We start from the raw sequence: 15,671 nt of genomic DNA, 5'->3' as shown, positions 1-15,671 counted from the left end.
GTGAATGATAAATCGGTAAATTTAGATATATATTTTACTATTTTTATAGTAGAAATTTTTATTATTTTTAGTTTTTATATTTTTATATGGATAGAAATAGTGTAATAGATTTCATTATGCTTGGAGCCATGTCTTTAATTATTATTATTTCATATTTAAAAGGTACTATTTGGGGAATGTTGAGTAGTGCTTTTGTTATATTTATTTATGCTACATATTTTATATACACTAATATAACTTTATCAAAAACTATAGAATTAAATGTTTATTTGTGGTTATTTTTCATACCTATAATTTCGTTTACTATAGGAAAAATATCTTACAACATAAATGAGTTACAGGGTTTGGAAAAGGAATTAAAAGAAGATGTTAGTGAGTTGATAACTATAGATAAAGAAACAGGGTTAGGGAATAACAGAGGTTTTTATAATGATTTAGAAAGAGAAATAATTAGGTCGCAAAAATATAATAGACCTTTTGTATTAATGATTATTAAGATAATGTACTATGATGAACTTGTAAGCTACTTTGGAAAAGAAAAAATTAAAAAATTATTTAATATGGTAAGTAAATCTATAGTTAAATCATCAAGGACGGAAGATATGAAGTACATGTTAAACAAAAACACTTTTGCTGTATTATTAATTGAAACCAATCTTAAAGAATCTAATATGATTAGTGAAGAGATAAGAAAAAATATAGAAAATTTAAATTTTAAATCTAAATATAAAGATAAAGATATAAATTTGGAAATTAAAATTTCAACAGTAGAATATAAAGATGATATAAAAAATGCCTTTGAACTTAAAGAAATGGCTTATAAGGAATTAGAATATGATGTTTAAGAAATATATATTAATTTTACTAGCATTTTTTATAACTACTTGTTCTTTGGGAATAAATACAAAAGCAAAAGAAGATTATTTAAATGTACTAATTGTTTATGATACAAAAGTAGAATTTAGTTACAATAGAAATATTTTAAATTCTATTTCAGAATTAATGGGTGCTTTTAATACAAAGGTTGAAACGGTAGACATAAAAGAATATAAAAAAAATTATCTAAAAAGTTATGATTATGTATTTTCAATAATTATAGATAAAGACATTAGTAATGAAGAATTTATATACGATATGAAAAAATTTGATAAAACAATTTGTTGGATTGGAAATGGAATAGAGAAACTTGTAGAGCATAATGAAAATTATAATATTAGTTTTACACCTAAGATTGTAGACTTAAAAGAAATATATTATTTTTCAAATGGAGAAAAGGATAAAACATTAAAAATTTACAATAGATAAATATGGAGAAATAAATGTTTTAGATAATATTAACGAAGAAATAATAATACATTCTTACTTTAGTGATGGAAAGCAGCAGTATCCGTATGTAATAAATGAAAAAAATCTTTGGTATGTTTCTTTAATACCTAGTGAAAATGTTTTATTTTTTATATTTTCAGACATATTGAATGAAGTTTTTAATGTGAAAAATATTAATGAACAAAAGATATTTATAAGAATAGAAGATGTTCATCCTTTTAGGGATATTTATGAGTTAAGAAAAGTTGCAGATTACTTATATGATGAAAATATACCTTTTATAGTAGCACTTATTCCAGCATATATAGATACTAAAACAGGATATGAAAACTATATAACAGATAAGCCAGAATTTATAAATACCATAAAGTATATGCAAGATAAAGGTGGCACTATAATACTTCATGGATATAATCATGGAAATTTTAAAGATAAAGACGGTGGTGAAGACTACGAATTTTGGAATGGTGTAAAGGATATTCCAGTAACATGGGATGTAGAAGAATATGTTGCTAAAAATTTAAGTAAAGCAGTTATAGATTGTGTAAAAAATGGCATATATCCATTAGGATTTGAAGCTCCACATTATGGAATAGATTCAAGAGGATATTCATCTATAAAAAAACATTTTTCAACATATGTTGGTGCATATCAAAGTAGTGATAAACAATTTACAACAACAAGTTACCCTTATATTTTAAGAAATACAAAGAACTTTAATTGTCTTATTCCAGAAAACTTAGGATATATAGATAATGAAGATATTTTATGGAAAGATAAATTAAAGGAAAATTATGACATATTAAATTTGGTTAGAGGACACACTGGAGGGATGTTTTTTCATCCTTATTTAGATATTGAATATTTAAAGGAATCTGTTGAATTTCTAAAAAGTAAAAATGTAAGTTTTTTAGATTTAAAAAAGTATGACAATTGGATTGAGTTTAATGATATAACTATTAAATCAAAAGATGGAAATATATCCATAGAAAATAGACTTAAAGAAGGTAGTCTTGATGAAGAACATAACAATAAATATGTAGAAAAAATAAATAAAATATTAGCAATAATTGTAGGTATATTTTGTATAATATTTTTCATTATATATTTATATTTTAAAAACATAAATAAGAAAAAATTTTTAAGGTGATCTAATGGAAAATTTAACATTAATAGATTATTTATTTCTTTATTCACTTATATCTATATGGATAGTACTTTTAATAAATATATTATTAGCTACAAATGGATATATGTATTACATGAAAATAAATAAGATTAAAATACAACTTATAGAAGATAAAAAGTGTCCTTTTGTTTCTATATTGGTTCCAGCACATAATGAAGAAAAAGTAATATATAAAACAGTTAGAGCATTATTACTTTTGAATTACCCTAAAGATAAAATGGAACTTATAGTTATAAATGATAATTCTAATGATAATACGGCTGAAGAATTAAAAAAGTAAAAAAGGAATTTCCAAATTACAATTTTACTATCATAACTACAGATAGTATAACTGGTGGAAAGGGAAAATCTAATGCATTAAATTTAGGTTATAAAAAAACTAAAGGTGAATATATAGCAGTATATGATGCAGATAATACTACAGAAAAAAACGCTCTTAAATATTTAATAACTAGAATACATAATGATAAAACTTTAGGGGCAGTAATAGGAAAATTTAGAACAAGAAATAGAGATAGAAATATATTGACGAAATTTATAAATATTGAAACTTTGAGTTTTCAATGGATGGCTCAGGCTGGAAGATGGAATCTTTTAAAATTATGTACTATACCTGGTACTAATTTTGTTATAAAAAGATCTATACTAAAAAGGTTAGGTGGGTGGGATGAAAAAGCTATATCTGAAGATACAGAAATAAGTTTTAGAATTTATAAAATAGGTTATAAAATAGCATTTATGCCGCTTGCAGTAACTTGGGAACAAGAACCTGAAACAATTAGGGTATGGTTTAAACAAAGAACACGTTGGGCAAAGGGGAATATATATGTACTTAATAAATATCTTATAAAAATATTTAGGGAAAAGCCCTCAAAAATTTTATTTGATGTAATGTATTTCTTTTTAGTGTATTTTTTATTTTTATCGTCAGTACTTATATCTGATGGAATATTTATACTAAGTATATTTACAAACTTAAAAACAAGTATAAATGGAAATCTTAATATATTATGGATATTAGCTTATATACTGTTTATTTTAGAAGTTGCTATAACACTAACAATGGAAAAAGGGCAAGGGACATTCAAAAATGTAATTTTAATACCTATAATGTATTTTACATATTGTCAGATGTGGTTAATAGTGGCAGTTAATAGCTTTATTCAATACATAAAAGATATAGTTTTAAAAAGGGAGGTTAAATGGTACAAAACAGAAAGATTTTAATATATTTATGTTAATTATGAAATTGATTTGAAAAATTAAATCTATAAAGGAGGGATAATGTGAAAAAAATTGTTACATTGTTTATTACGATTTCTATTATATTTTCCCATATAGCTTTTGCTCAAGATTTCAATGAGGAAATTATAGGTAAAAATTTTCATTTTACTCAGGAAATAAAAAATATAGGAGTAAATTCAACGGAAAGTGTTTTTTTTACTGTTGATAAAAAATGGGAAATTCAAGATGGATATTTAAACTTGATTTTAAGTAAAAGTGAACTTATAAATGAAGATGAATCAACATTAACTATAGTGGTAAACAAAACTCCTATATATTCAACAAAACTAAATGAAACAAAAGATTATAAAGAAACTATAAGAATACCAATACCTAAAGAAAACATAATACAAGGTTTTAATGAAATACAAATAAAAACATATAAAAGAATAAGTGAAAAACCTTGTGAGGATGATATTAACTCAGCAAATTGGATAGTATTTCATGAAGATTCTTTTATACATTTAGATTTTAAAGAACTAAAAGATTATAATTCCTTGCAAGATTTTCCATATCCATACATAAAAGAAAGTGATATAAAATCAAGTGTTAATATTATTATTCCAGATGATTTTACAGAAGGTGAAATAACTTCATCAATGATTATTTCAGGGTATATTGGAAGGTTGTCACAATTTAAAGAGTTTACCTGTAATTTATTAAAAACATCAAACATTAATGAGGTGAAAAATAATAATTTAATATATATAGGTTCTTTAAATAGTGCACCTAAAGAAATATCAGAACTTTTGACAGAAAAAGAAAAAATAATTTATCTAAAGAGGCAATTTTAAAAGAGGTTAATTCACCTTATGAGCATACTAAAAAGCTTCTTTTAATTGTAAGTGAAAATGATGAAATACTTAAAAAAGCTACTAAATTTATTTTAAATGGAATGTTAGTAGAGAATACTAAAGAACAAGTTGTAGTTATAAATGAGAGTACTAAAGTTTTAGATTTAAATAAGAAAAAAATACTGATATTTCATTAAAAGATTTAGGATATGATCATATATTATTAGAAGGACCATTTGCTAAAGAAACTAAATTCTCACTATCAATACCTAAAAATAGAACTATAGAAAAGGATTCAAATATAATTTTAAAGTTTAAATATGCTAAAAATTTAGATTTTGATAGGTCTTTGGTAACTATATATGTTAATGAAATACCTATAGGAAGTCATAAAATGTATATGGATAAAGCAGATGATGACGAGCTTAAAGTTACTATACCAGAAAGTCTTAGAAATACAAATTCATATGATATTAAAGTAAAATTTAATTTAGAAGTTAAAGATTTAATCTGTGATACTACTGGAAAGGATACACCATGGGCATATATATCTAATGAATCCTGTGTGCATTTACCTTACAAAGATAGTAAAAAGTTAATATTTGAAAATTATCCATACCCATTTGTAAGAGAGGGAAATTTTGATGATGTTATAGTAGTAATACCAGATAATATAAATGGTGAAAATATGAAAAGTTTATCATCTATTGTTGCATACATAGGGCAAGATTTAGAAAGTAATAATGGCAATATTAATGTAATTAAATCCTCTAATTTTAAAGGAGATTATAAAAATAAAAATTTAATATATTTAGGAACTCCCAATGATAATATAGCTATAAAAGAAATAAATGAGAAATTAAATATTAAATTTAATGAAAGTTTTACTGCTTTTGAATCTAATGATAAAATTCAATTTACTGAAAGTTATGGGGAAAATATAAGTGCTATACAACTTATAAAGTCACCATATAACAAAGATAAAGCAATAATGGTTGTAACATCTCCAAATAATGAAAGTCTAAGCTATAGTGAAAAGTATTTGACCAATAATAATTTATTGAAAAAGCTTAAAGGAGACGGGACAACAATAGATAAAGATGGAAAAATTCAGAATGAGTATTATCAAGATGTAGATGAAAATATAGAAGATAATTCTTTTGAAAAATTTAAAATTGATAAAAATATAAAGATATTAGCTATATTTTTTACTTTTATATTACTTATGGTATTAGGAACTGTCGTATTTACATATAAGAAATATAAGAATTAAAAAGAGGTGAAATATGTATTAAAAAGAATTTTATAAGTAGCATTTTAGCTGTAATTATCATAAGCTTGATGTTCATAATTATTAAAATATTTATTTTAAATAATTCAGTAATGCCAAAAGAGCCATTAAATATTACAAAGGAGAAAATAAAAAGTGGAAATTTATCTGTTGATTATGAAATAGATAAAGTTTTAGAGGATGTTGAAATTTTAAAATTAAATACTGTGAATGTACCTGTGATTATAAATATAAAAACATTAACAGATAGTGATATGAGCATAGACAAAAATAGTATGGAGAAGGCTAAAAAAATTATTAAAAAATTAAAGAAAAAAAATATAAACATAATATTAGAAGCTTATCCATGGATTAATGATGGAAAAGATTATGAAACAGAGTGGAATCCCAATAACATAGATTTGTTTTTTTATAATTGGGAACATAAAGTACTTTTGCCTTTAATTGAAGAAATAGCAAACCCATATAAAATTTTTGCGTTAAATACTGCTTCAAATTTTTCTCAAATGGAAAAGTATGAAGAGAAGTGGTGTTACCTTATACAAAATATTAAAAGCAAATATAAAGGGCTTACGACATATAGAACTAGTTGGTGGTATACAGCAAGTTGGGATAAAGTTAGTGAGGAAAAATATAGAGATAAACTTGGAAATAGAGTATTTAATAATGTGGATTTTATAAGTATAGCAGCATATTTTGAGCTTAGTAATAAAAATATAAATTCAAAGGATGAACTAGTAAAATATATAGAGGAAACAAAGGCACATAATAGAAATCAAAATATAAAAAAAGAAATATATAATTTTTATAAAATTTGGAAAAAACCAATATTTTTTGGTGAACTAGGATTCCCTAAACTAGAAGGAGCATCTAAAGAACCATGGAACGTACAAGTTTCTAAAAAATTAAATACTCAAGAACAGGTAGTGGGTTTTTTAGCTTATAAAGAAGTTTTTGAGGATGAACCATGGCAATTAGGATTTTCTATATTTGCTATAGGTAAAGATGATAAAACAAAAGTATATTATCCATCTAGGGAAACAAAAAAAGTGATTAAGGATTGGTATAAAAATAGCAACTAAAAATAAAACTATAGAATTAAAAATCTCTGAGCATAAATTTTCCATTAAGCTTGTATTCTTATAATAATTGGGTTAAATTTTAAAAGTATAATTTTGATTTAGCCCAATTAAAATTTAAGGTGTTTCAATGTTTATAAAAGTAGATTTTAGTAACTGTATGTTGAATTTTGACAACTAAATTGCTATAATTGAAGTTGCAATTTGATTAAATGGAGGTCACAAAATGACTACTAGAATAGCAATTTTAGGTGGGCCAAGATGTGGAAAAACTACACTTATGCAACATTTATATGTTGAAATGAAAATTTTAGGTATGAGTGTAGGATGTGCAGCAGAATATAGTACGGATTATTTAAGAGAAAAAGGAATGATAGAGACTATTTCTGAGCAATATGGAATATATCTTGGACAAGCTAAATTAGAAGAAGAATTAGAAATATTTGATTATGCAATAACAGATTATGCTACTTTTATACCATATGTATATGCTAGATTTATGCTAGGAGAAAGAAAACGTACTGTTAAAGAAATAGAGATATTAAAGGACCTTTACGGGTTAGCTATAAGAGATATTTCTAAATATGATTACATATTTTATGTTGGAAGAGAATTTGGATATGAAAAAGATGGTGTAAGATGGCAAGATGAAGAAACAGCTCAAAAGGTTGATGAGGCTATAAAAACCTTCTTAGATGTAGAGTCTGTTCCTTATATAGAATTAACAGGTTGTACAAAAGATAGAGCTAAAACCATATTAAGTATAATGGATATAAAGTCACAAGAAAAAAATGAAAATTAATTTGATTTAAATAAATTTGATAGGACATTCATGTCCTATTTTTTTGTGTATAAGAAAATAATTAAAAAATTTTTAATATTAGGCATCTATACATTATTTAAAATAAATTTACATGGAAAAATTAATTATATATAATTTAATTGTAATAATAGATTTAATATTCAATTTTTAAGTGGAGAATAAATATAAAAAAATTAATTTAGGAGAAGAAATTTATGATAAAAATATTATTTTTAGAGGATGAGCCAACTATTTCAGATGTTACTACAGAATATATGAAAATGCAGAATTATGAAGTATTTCAGGTAGAGAATGGAGAAAAAGCTATAGAATTAATAAAAAAAGAAAATTTTGATTTAGCTATATTAGATATTATGGTCCCTAAAGTTACTGGTATTGAAGTACTTGAATATATTAAATTGAATAGACCACAAATGGCTACAATAATGTTAACTGCTTTAGGCGATGAACAAACTCAGCTGAAAGCATTTAACTTACTTGCTGATGATTTTGTAGTAAAACCATTTTCACCATTATTATTATTAAAAAGAATTGAAGCAATCCTAAGAAGAGTTATTAAAGATGATAATTTAAAAATAGCAGAAAAAGGGATTTCAATAAATGATGAATCATATCAGGCTTTTTATAATCAAAAATCTTTAAATTTAACATTAACAGAATTTCTATTACTTCAAATTTTGATGAAAGAGCCAAATAGAGTTTTCACTCGAGATATATTAATTTCAAGGATTTTCAATGAGGATTACTATACTAATGATAGAACTATTGATGCACATGTAAAAAATCTTCGAAAAAAATTGCCTAAAAATTATATAAAAACTGTTACCGGAGTTGGATATCAGTTTAATATGGAGGAAGCTTAGTGAATTTATATAAAAAAACATTGGTATATGGAAGCATTATATCAACTACAGTGGTTAGTTTAATGTTAATATATTTCATATTTATGATACCTTCATTATATGTAGATTATATGGAAAAAGAAAATTTTGAATCAATAAAGAAAATACAAAGTGAATATGTAAAAACGGGAAATTATAGAGAAATTCAGACCAAAAATCCTACAGGAACAGTTACATTTAAGATTCCTAAGGAGGGAAATTTAATATATTTGGCAAATAAATTAGGTACAATAAAAATTGATATTAAAGATGAGGAATTAGTATTAGTTTTTAATAAGATAAGAGATGTATTTTTAGAAAAGGATAGCGAAGTTATAAAAGAAAAAAACAAGAAATAAAAGAAATGATTTCAAATTTAAAATTTTTAAAAATAATCCTCCTATAAATTTAGAGTTTTTGCAGAATGATAATTTAAATGTTTTTAAAGAAATATCATCTAAATTAACTGTTGTAGATGATAATACAATTATATTTGAATCTAATTCTACAGATGGATTGAATTTTTATACTACATATATAGCTACAACCTTAAATGACGAAGAAATTATACTTTCAATATTACCGGTTATGACACCAGAAATAGGAGAAATCAAATCAATAATTTATCAAAGTTTACCTATGATTATTTCAACAGCTATTTTGTTAATTTTAATTTCAACAGTGTTTTTTTCAAGAAAAATAGTTATACCAATTGAAAAATTAGCATATCATGCAGATTATATGAGAGGAAATGAAAAGCTTTATGTAGAACCAATTGAAGTTAAGGGTAGTGATGAAATTGCAGTTTTAGCTTCAAGTCTTAATGAACTATATAAAAAACTAAATGAAACATTTAAAGAGCTTGAGAATAAGAATAAATCTTTATATGAACAAAATAAAAGACAAGAAGTATTTTTAAGGGCTTCTTCCCATCAATTGAAAACTCCTGTAGCAGCATCATTACTTTTGGTAGATGGAATGATAAATGAAATAGGAAAATACAAAGATACAAAAACATATTTACCAAATGTAAAACAACAACTTTTATCTATGAGAAAAATAATAGATGAAATTTTATATCTTAATTATAATTATGAAAGTATGGAAAAGGAAAATTTAGATGTTTTAGACATAGTAAGTGAGGTATTATTTACCTATGAAATACAAATAAAAACAAAACAAATTCAAGTAGAAAAAAAGCTTACATCTAAGATGTTAAACACTAACAGAGAACTTTTATATAAAATAATAGATAATTTAATTAATAATGGAATAAATTATACTGAATCTCTGGGAAATATAAGAATAGAAATTACTGAAGACAAATTGATGGTTACAAATTATGGTGTTAATATTAATAAAGAAATTTTACCTAATATATTTGAACCATTTGTTTCTGGAGAAAATGGAATTGGCGGACATGGATTAGGTTTATATATTGTTTCTTATTATTCAAAGATATTAGGTTATAATATTACTATTATCAACATTGACAATGGTGTTGAAGCAACATTATTTTGGTAAAGTTACTTCATTTAATTATCAAAGGATATGCATAAAAGCTTCATATGAATTTCATATGAAGCTTTTATAATTAAGATATAGAAAGCAAGTAATTGGGAGGAATAAAATGATTACTATAAATAATTTAGAGGTTAAATATGGAGAAGAAATTGCTCTTCAAGTTAAAACACCAATAACTTTTGAAGAAGGTGACAGAATAGGGATAATAGGTTCCAATGGAGCTGGAAAGAGTACATTGGTAAAAGCTATTTTAGGATTAATAAATTATAAAGGAAATATTCGAACAAAGTTAAAACTAACAGAAATATCAGCGCATTTACAAGAAAACAATTATCCATCAACTATGGCGGTTAAATACGTTATTGAAGGCATTTTAGGAATGAAAATTAAAAATAACCATGAACTTAATGATTTAATTTCTTTTTTTGACTTTGAAAATTGTTTAAATAAAAAGTTTAGTGAATTGTCTGGAGGGCAAAAACAAAGACTTACAATAATACTTGTTTTAATGCAAAACAATCAATTAGTATTTTTTGATGAGGTTACTTCAGGATTAGATTTTGAAACACGCCAAAACTTAATGAATAAAATTATTCAATGGTATGATGATAAGAAATCTACAATATGCATAGTTTCACATTATTATGAAGAATTGGATCAGCTAGCAAACAAAATTTTAATTTTAGATAAAGGAAAAGTTGTAGATTTTGGATATAAGAAAGCATTGTTTGAAAAATATTGTGGAAAATCCATAATAACTATAGAAAATAATATACAAAATAAAAAATTAGCAGAAAACTTTAAAAGGATATTATCGCCAGAACATTTAATTGCAATTCCATGTTACACAAAGGAAATGGAACTTGAAATAGCAAAAATTTTAATAAATAAAAATGTAAACTTCAAAAGAAGTGATAATGATATAGAAATAATGTCTATTAATGCAAAGGCAAACTATGATGGAGGAAATAACAATGAACGAGAAGTTGTTTAATATAAATTTAATTAAATATGAGATAAGAAACCTTATGGGAAATATATTTACAATTATTTTTGGATTAGTTTTTCCTATAGTAATGTCTATATTAATGAGTAATTTAATTGGTGGAAAGGTTCCAGAAAACATGAGGCAGCAGATTGTTACTAATATATTTATTACATCTAGTATGATAATTCCATTAGCTACTGTACTTGTAGGATATTCAGCTGTTTTTTCAAATGAACTTGAAAAAAACATTCCATTAAGATTTAAATTGTTTGGATATAGTGAAAACTCATTAATTATTTCAAAAGTATTTGCAAATCTATTTTTTATAACTGGTGGTTTGATTTTTTATACAGTAGTAAATTTTCTAGTATTAGATCTTTTAATTCCAACAGCTAAGAGTGCTGTTATATTGATAATAGCATTGTATTTGCTATCTATAATATTGTTTATACTTGCACATGGAATATCTTTAATATTTAAGAAGTTTGGAATAACTTATGCAATAACCATGACAATATATTTTGGAATTATGATTTTAAGTGGATTATTTGGAATTCAAGCAAAGGAATTTCCGCCTGTTCTTAGAAAAGTGGCATATACTCTTCCAACTACTTATATAGGAAATGAATTCATTGATTTTTGGAGTGGTGGTGTTTATAACTTTGTACCTTTTATACAATCATTAATTTTCTTTGCATCTGTATCAGGAATAGTACTATTTTTTGCAGTGGCCTATAATAGCAGAAAAATAAAGTAGTACTTATATATATATAAGTGAAAGATTTAAAAGTTATATTTTTATTACCTATTACTATAATTTTAGCTTGTTGTTTAGTTTGGAACTTTATAGTGAATTAAGATTAAGTGTTGTATTTTGACAACACTTTTTTTATGAGAAAATCATATAGGGCCATTTGGGATAAGTAGTAGCTTTTATTTGTATTATGTATTTTCATATGATATTATAAAAAGTAGTCTAAATTTAAGTTATTATAAAAATAGAAACTATTTTGCCTTTGGTATTTTGGTTGTTGATTACATATTAAAAATATTAAAAAGGTATATATATTTTATATGCCTAAAAACTATATATTTAGGGAAAAATACACTTATATGGTTTTAAGATTTATATTAAAGATATAAATAGAGATATAAATGTTACGTTGAAAAAAGTAAAATTAAATTTTGCATTTTAATGAGTATTTTAGGTATGTTAAATTGAGTCGATAGTTTTTTATAAATCTTATTTATAAATTAATAAAGGAGCGGATAATTTTGAGTGAGTATATTAATGAAATAAAGAAAAGAAGAACTTTTGCTATAATCTCTCACCCTGATGCTGGTAAAACAACACTTACAGAAAAATTACTTTTATATGGTGGAGCTATAAGAATGGCTGGTTCTGTTAAAGCTAGAAAGGCTTCTAAACATGCAGTTTCAGATTGGATGGAAATAGAAAAGAAAAGAGGTATTTCTGTTACATCATCAGTAATGCAATTTGGATATAATGGATTTTGTATAAATATATTAGATACTCCAGGTCACCAAGATTTTAGTGAAGATACATATAGAACTCTTATGGCAGCGGATAGTGCAGTTATGGTACTAGATGGAGCTAAAGGTGTAGAGGCACAAACAAGAAAATTATTTCATGTTTGTAGTATAAGGGAGATTCCTATATTCACATTTGTAAACAAAATGGATAGAGAAACTAGAGATCCTTTTGAATTAATGGAAGAGTTGGAAACGGAGCTTGGAATAAAGTCTTATCCAGTTAACTGGCCAATAGGTGTTGGAATGCATTTTAAAGGGGTTTACGATAGAGAAAAAAATGAAATAGAAATATTTAATGAAGGCGATCATGGTCAAAAAGAAATTACAGGTACAAGAATATCTTTAGATGAGACAGAAAAAGTTATAGAAATTATAGGAGAAGACCTATATGAAAAACTATTGGAAGATATAGAACTTTTAGATGTAGCCGGAGAAGATTTTGACTATGAAAAAGTTAAAATAGGAGAACTAACACCAGTATTTTTTGGTAGTGCTTTGACTAATTTTGGTGTTGAACCATTCTTAGAACATTTTTTAGAGTTAACAAGTACACCAATTGGTAGAAATTCTGATAAAGGAGTTATAGATCCTCTATCAGAAGATTTTTCAGCTTTTGTATTTAAAATACAAGCAAATATGAATAAGGCACATAGAGATAGAATTGCGTTTATGAGGATTTGTTCAGGAAAATTTGAAAAAGGCATGGAAGTATTCCATGTTCAAGGAAAATCTAAAATAAAACTTGCACAACCTCAACAATTTTTAGCTCAAGATAGAGAAATTGTTGAAAGTGCATATGCTGGAGATATAATAGGTGTATTTGATCCAGGCATATTTAGTATAGGGGATACACTATGTAGTCCTAAAAACAAAGTTAAATTTGAAGGAATTCCAACTTTTGCACCGGAACACTTTGCGAGAGTTAGAACTGTAGACACTATGAAAAGAAAACAGTTTACAAAAGGAATAACTCAGATTTCACAAGAGGGAGCTATTCAAGTATTTAAAGAATTACATATTGGTACAGAACAAATCATAGTTGGTGTTGTAGGAGTATTACAATTTGAAGTTCTAGAATTTAGATTAAAAAACGAATATAACGTAGATATAAAAATGGAGATGCTTCCATATAGAAATATTAGATGGATAGAAAAATCAGAAGTTCCAGCTGAAGATTTAAGTGTAACAAGTGACACTAAAGTAGTAAAGGATTTTAAAGATAGAGATCTTTTAATATTCCAAAATGATTGGGGAATTAGTTGGGCTTTAGATCATAATAAGGGTCTAGTATTATCAGGAATAGCTCAAAATGAATAAAAAAAACCTAGAAATGGATATATAATCTGTTTCTAGGTTTTTTTATTTAAAGATTGTATTGCAAAACACTTTATATTGTAGTACCATAATTTATGGAAATATAAATAAAAGATAAATTGTAACGATACAATAAATAGGAGTGATAAGATATGGGGAATAAATTAGAAACTAAAGTTACATCTAAAACTAATGTTAATTCAATTGTACAAGTTGGAATGATGGCTGCCATAGTCTATGTAGCAACTAGTTTAATACACGTTCCTTCTGCGTTTGGTGAAGGAGTACTACACTTAGGAGATAGTGCTGTGTATTTAGCTGCAATATTATTAGGAAAAAGAAAAGGAGCATTAGCAGGTGGAATAGGTATGTGTTTGTTTGACTTACTTTCTCCGTATGTAGTTTGGGCACCATTTACTTTTGTTATAAAAGGGTCAATGGCTTATATAGCAGCTACACTTGCCTATAGAAAAGGTTATGAGGGGAAAAATTTCATGAATAATTTATTTGCATTTATTGTAGCTGGAATAGTAATGATAATTGGATATTTTTTTGCAGGATGGATATTATATGATTTACCAAATGCAATAGCATCTATTGCAAATAATGTACTTCAAGTTTCAGCAGGAATGGTTATAGCATTGCCTTTAAGCACAATGATAAAAAAACGTTTAAGATTTTAGTTAAATATAAATCTTATTAATCTATACTTTTATCTTAAATTGTTTAAAGTTTTTATTATATAAAAAAATTTTAAATGACATGAAAATGTAATGGATATGTCAAAAGATTGACACATAAAGGTATTAAAATATAATTGTAATTTAAAATTTGTTCAAGCATATTTAAAAGATAAGTCCCCCTTATAGTTTAATTATTGCTGAACTTAACACATAAAAATATATGTTAAAATTTTAAACATCACACATCCCGAAAAAAGGTAGACCTAAAGCTACCTTTTTTTATTTTATATTTTATATAAAATAAAAAGAGAGCATAAGCTCTCTTTAATTTCAACTTTATTATCTATTGAAGTTGTTTCTGTTGTTTTTTCTAGCTTTTCTGCACTCTGGGCATCTTACAGGATCATTTTCGAATCCTTTTTCTTTGTAGAAAGCTTGCTCTCCTTCAGTAAATATAAATTCGTTTCCACAATCTTTGCAAGTAATAGTCTTATCAGCCATTGTACTTACCTCCTTTAAATCTAAGGACTAATTAAACATGGGATTATCTTATTTCCTTGATTAAAGGAGTTACTGGATAAAAGCCTTGTTAATTAATCTTTTTTATATATAGAGTTTTAAACTCTAAGAATATTATAACATAATTAATAGATTATACAATAGAAATTAGAAAAAATTATTAAAATTTTAGCTATAAAAGTCACTATTTTCAATGGATTATTTAAGAGTAAAAATGTTAAATAATAAAAAAAGTTTGTTGTTTAAGTCAATTTAATAAAGCTATTGCATAAAATATAAATAACATAGATTAATTGTAAAAATTTATGTTGTTTATATATAGGGAAACAAGCTCACATTTAAATTTATTCAATAATTTTAAAATATTTTTATACAAAATACAGTGTTAAATTCTAAGCAATTCAGAGAATGTATCACTATTT

15 protein-coding genes and 1 pseudogene are annotated in these 15,671 nt (G+C 24.9%); 15 read left to right on the top strand and 1 reads right to left on the bottom strand.

Going from position 1 to position 15,671, the window contains the following annotated elements; genetic code table 11:
• The first annotated feature begins 86 nt into the window (after positions 1-86).
• The 15 genes and pseudogenes from CSGHG_RS20335 (at position 87) to CSGHG_RS09120 (ending at position 14,730) form a co-directional block, all read left to right on the top strand.
• Entirely contained in the window at positions 87-845 is a 759-nt protein-coding gene (locus CSGHG_RS20335; protein WP_010294356.1) for a GGDEF domain-containing protein, read from the top strand.
• A complete protein-coding gene (locus tag CSGHG_RS24175) occupies positions 835-1,305 on the top strand; it encodes a hypothetical protein (protein ID WP_052314793.1) in 471 nt (156 codons plus the stop codon). The genes CSGHG_RS20335 and CSGHG_RS24175 overlap by 11 nt, the downstream gene beginning before the upstream one ends.
• Positions 1,306-1,489: 184 nt before the next feature.
• Complete coding sequence (locus tag CSGHG_RS24170; RefSeq protein ID WP_052314792.1) at positions 1,490-2,476, top strand: polysaccharide deacetylase family protein; 987 nt, start codon at positions 1,490-1,492, stop codon at positions 2,474-2,476.
• A 4-nt stretch (positions 2,477-2,480) separates the two neighbouring features.
• Positions 2,481-3,742: pseudogene (locus CSGHG_RS20325) on the top strand (glycosyltransferase family 2 protein).
• A gap of 59 nt (positions 3,743-3,801) precedes the next feature.
• Positions 3,802-4,593 carry a cellulose biosynthesis cyclic di-GMP-binding regulatory protein BcsB gene (locus CSGHG_RS21870; RefSeq protein ID WP_052314791.1) on the top strand — a complete coding sequence of 264 codons (792 nt, stop codon included), beginning with the start codon at positions 3,802-3,804 and terminating at the stop codon, positions 4,591-4,593.
• Positions 4,594-4,780: 187 nt separating this feature from the next.
• Positions 4,781-5,866, top strand: a complete 1,086-nt coding sequence (locus CSGHG_RS21865) for a cellulose biosynthesis cyclic di-GMP-binding regulatory protein BcsB (RefSeq protein WP_081496285.1) — start codon at positions 4,781-4,783, stop codon at positions 5,864-5,866.
• A 68-nt stretch (positions 5,867-5,934) separates the two neighbouring features.
• Positions 5,935-6,966: a glycoside hydrolase family 113 gene (locus CSGHG_RS09160; RefSeq protein WP_010294353.1), complete on the top strand. Its 1,032-nt coding sequence runs from the start codon at positions 5,935-5,937 to the stop codon at positions 6,964-6,966.
• A gap of 223 nt (positions 6,967-7,189) precedes the next feature.
• Entirely contained in the window at positions 7,190-7,765 is a 576-nt protein-coding gene (locus CSGHG_RS09155) for an ATP/GTP-binding protein (protein WP_010294351.1), read from the top strand.
• Positions 7,766-7,980: 215 nt separating this feature from the next.
• Complete coding sequence (locus tag CSGHG_RS09150; RefSeq protein WP_010294349.1) at positions 7,981-8,649, top strand: response regulator transcription factor; 669 nt, start codon at positions 7,981-7,983, stop codon at positions 8,647-8,649.
• Positions 8,649-9,026 carry a hypothetical protein gene (locus tag CSGHG_RS21860; protein WP_010294348.1) on the top strand — a complete coding sequence of 126 codons (378 nt, stop codon included), beginning with the start codon at positions 8,649-8,651 and terminating at the stop codon, positions 9,024-9,026. The genes CSGHG_RS09150 and CSGHG_RS21860 overlap by 1 nt, the downstream gene beginning before the upstream one ends.
• Before the next feature lie 58 nt (positions 9,027-9,084).
• Positions 9,085-10,191 (top strand): HAMP domain-containing sensor histidine kinase, encoded by a 1,107-nt coding sequence (locus CSGHG_RS20315; RefSeq protein WP_010294347.1) that lies wholly within the window; start codon positions 9,085-9,087, stop codon positions 10,189-10,191.
• Between the two features lie 106 nt (positions 10,192-10,297).
• Positions 10,298-11,185, top strand: coding sequence for an ATP-binding cassette domain-containing protein (locus CSGHG_RS09135; protein WP_010294345.1), 888 nt, complete (start codon positions 10,298-10,300; stop codon positions 11,183-11,185).
• Positions 11,166-11,936, top strand: a complete 771-nt coding sequence (locus tag CSGHG_RS09130; protein WP_010294343.1) for an ABC transporter permease — start codon at positions 11,166-11,168, stop codon at positions 11,934-11,936. Before CSGHG_RS09135 ends, CSGHG_RS09130 begins: the two co-directional genes overlap by 20 nt.
• Positions 11,937-12,454: 518 nt before the next feature.
• Positions 12,455-14,050 carry a peptide chain release factor 3 gene (locus tag CSGHG_RS09125; protein ID WP_010294342.1) on the top strand — a complete coding sequence of 532 codons (1,596 nt, stop codon included), beginning with the start codon at positions 12,455-12,457 and terminating at the stop codon, positions 14,048-14,050.
• Positions 14,051-14,199: 149 nt separating this feature from the next.
• Positions 14,200-14,730 (top strand): ECF transporter S component, encoded by a 531-nt coding sequence (locus tag CSGHG_RS09120; protein ID WP_010294340.1) that lies wholly within the window; start codon positions 14,200-14,202, stop codon positions 14,728-14,730.
• A gap of 339 nt (positions 14,731-15,069) precedes the next feature.
• Here the strand turns inward: CSGHG_RS09120 and CSGHG_RS09115 are convergent, their stop codons facing one another.
• The gene (locus CSGHG_RS09115) at positions 15,070-15,231 is read right to left on the bottom strand and encodes a zinc-ribbon domain-containing protein (protein ID WP_010294339.1); all 162 of its coding nucleotides are present in this window, start codon (positions 15,229-15,231) and stop codon (positions 15,070-15,072) included.
• Positions 15,232-15,671 lie beyond the last annotated feature (440 nt).

Origin of the sequence: Clostridium senegalense JC122, from assembly GCF_000285575.1 — a bacterium.
GTDB classification, from domain to species: domain Bacteria; phylum Bacillota; class Clostridia; order Clostridiales; family Clostridiaceae; genus Clostridium_J; species Clostridium_J senegalense.
The sequence above is the reverse complement of the archived record's forward strand: the minus strand, read 5'-3'. Positions and strand labels throughout refer to the sequence as shown.